Source organism: Occallatibacter sp. (genome assembly GCF_049582745.1).
Classification (GTDB): Bacteria; Acidobacteriota; Terriglobia; order Terriglobales; family Acidobacteriaceae; genus Telmatobacter.
Genome location: NZ_JBAUUO010000084.1, coordinates 1 through 2,087, shown reverse-complemented (window position 1 = coordinate 2,087; position 2,087 = coordinate 1). Strand labels below are relative to the sequence as shown.

Here is a 2,087-nt window from a genome sequence, read left to right as displayed (position 1 = left end):
AAGCATGGCTGATCCTTTCTTCTCTGAAGGTGGTCCTGACTGGGAACCCACTTCAGAGTAACTGGGGATCAGCCTCCTCAAACATTCCTCGGGTCAAACAGATATCCGCTATTTTGGACAGCAATGGTGCGGAGTGTGCAGTCGTTCTTCGCTTGCTAAGCACGATCTGGATGCATCACGGAAATCGGTCCTGACGACAGGTGGCTGCCAAGAGCGGAAATTCTCTGCGCCCTGTCCTTGATTTCATGGTAAAGTGATCACTCCTCTGGACAAAGAGAATCTGTCGAGCCATCTCTGAAAACTGGAACCCCACCCCTACTTCACTTGAAAGAGTGCGGTATATGAAGCCGTCTGACAATGAACCCAAACCAAGAGTTCTTTTGATCGACGAAGATCAAAGAACAGCGGATAGTCTAGCGTTTGCGCTTGACGTCTCTGGCTTCCCTGCGACGACAGCATACACAGGGCAACAAGCAATGGAACTCGCTGCAACTCAGTCATTCCATTTTGTGGTGAGCGATGCGATGGCAGAGATCAACGGTGTCAAAGCTCCGTTTGCAATCAACGAGGTCTTTCCTGAATGCAAAGTGCTGCTTATGTTTAGCAATAGCGACGTAGTCCAGTCTCTAGAACAGGCTCGGGCGCTTGACTGTCGATTCGACTCCTTCGCCAAACCTGTTCATCCGGGGCTTCTAGTTGAGAGACTTCGAGGATATGCTCCGGGACTGCAATCAACAGGAAAAACTCGTGACGATTTGTCCGCTTGTGAAAAGGATTGGAGGGCACCCGTGAAATACTCCATTCAACCAGCGTGCTCGTATTGTGGGCGGACGGGAGAACTTCGGAAATCAAGGTTCCGAGTATTGGACATTTGGTTCCTGTTTTTGTTGAGATATCCTTCGCGATGCCGCATTTGCCGGGAGCGTAAGCATATTCCGCTCAGCACCGCACTGAAGCTGCCCAAAGTCGGACATAATCGTAGGGGTCGTTTGCTCGAACATGGGCTGTCGACGCAAAATCGCCACTTTAAGTGAACCATCGCACAAAGGGGCGAATAGGGACGATGATGGCACCGATTCAAATCAGCATCGCCCCAGTCGAAGCAGAGGCACAGGCACTTTTACAGAATCGTCCGATGCAGAATCCTATTTCTTTTTGTGTGGCGCGCACGGAAAACTCCGGTCTGCGGAGGCCATAAGCCATAATGCAGACATGCACAGTGATCATCGGCCAATTCCATACATTTTGCCGATCCAGTCGATTAATTTCTTAGCAACCGACGGCCTGATCTTCCCCGAAAGGCCGCTCTCCAGGACGCTCTGCAACAACTCTTCGGAACTCGCCCCGAATTCTTTCCGGGCGGCCATTAGATTGGCCTTCGCAGCATCTAACTCTTCCTTCGCTCTCATTTCCGCCGTTTCTTGCCGCGCGGTCTCGCTCCTGCAAATGAGAGTCTATTCATTCTTCTTCGGAGACGCGCACGGAAAGCCGCCGACAAAAATGTGGGATTCGCCTTCACCACGGTGAAGCCCTTCGGCACGCGCCAATCGGACGCATGGCGCTTGGCGCGGAGCGGAAGATGCTGATCTCGATGTTTTTGCGTCAGGGTATGTGGCTCACGGCCATAGGCATCGTCATCGGCCTTGCAACCGCGTTCGTCTCCATGCGCCTCATGGCCTCTCTCCTGTTCAATGTGAGCCCACTGGATCCGTGGACTACGGGATTGCGACTTTATGCGTCGTCGGGATCGCCTCGATGGCGTGCTACGTGCCTTCCCGTAAAGCCGCAGTGGTGAATCCGGTAAATGCGCTGCGGGCGGAGTAGCAGGCCCGGCGAAGCCGGGTTCGGAACCGTTCAGGCGACGAGAACCCGTGCTGGCTTTGTGTTGCACGAGGGACAGGACCATTGACTAGAGGTATAGTTCATACCGCGATGAGGTTGACTGAAGTCGGTAGCACCTCTGGTCCCACAAGGAGAATGACTATGAGCCTAAAGATGGGCACGCGAGAAGTGAAAGACATTATCATCATCGACCTTAGCGGGCGACTCACTATGGGGGAGCCAAGTGCAGCCATTCGCGATGAGGT

Annotated in this window: 2 protein-coding genes; both read left to right on the top strand. The window is 53.2% G+C overall.

Translation table 11 applies throughout. The features are described from left to right. Nucleotides 1–341: 341 nt before the first annotated feature. Nucleotides 342–1,034 (top strand): response regulator transcription factor, encoded by a 693-nt coding sequence (locus WCA10_RS14005; protein ID WP_472823150.1) that lies wholly within the window; start codon nt 342–344, stop codon nt 1,032–1,034. A 545-nt stretch (nt 1,035–1,579) separates the two neighbouring features. Beyond that, the gene (locus WCA10_RS14000; protein ID WP_472823149.1) at nt 1,580–1,795 is read left to right on the top strand and encodes a hypothetical protein; all 216 of its coding nucleotides are present in this window, start codon (nt 1,580–1,582) and stop codon (nt 1,793–1,795) included. Nucleotides 1,796–2,087: the final 292 nt, after the last annotated feature.

Excerpts from the sequence above, each read along its gene's own strand:
- WCA10_RS14000 (WP_472823149.1), top strand. The coding sequence starts at position 1,580 with ATGCTGATCTCGATGTTTTTGCGTCAGGGTATGTGGCTCACGGCCATA.
- WCA10_RS14005 (WP_472823150.1), top strand. The coding sequence starts at position 342 with ATGAAGCCGTCTGACAATGAACCCAAACCAAGAGTTCTTTTGATCGAC.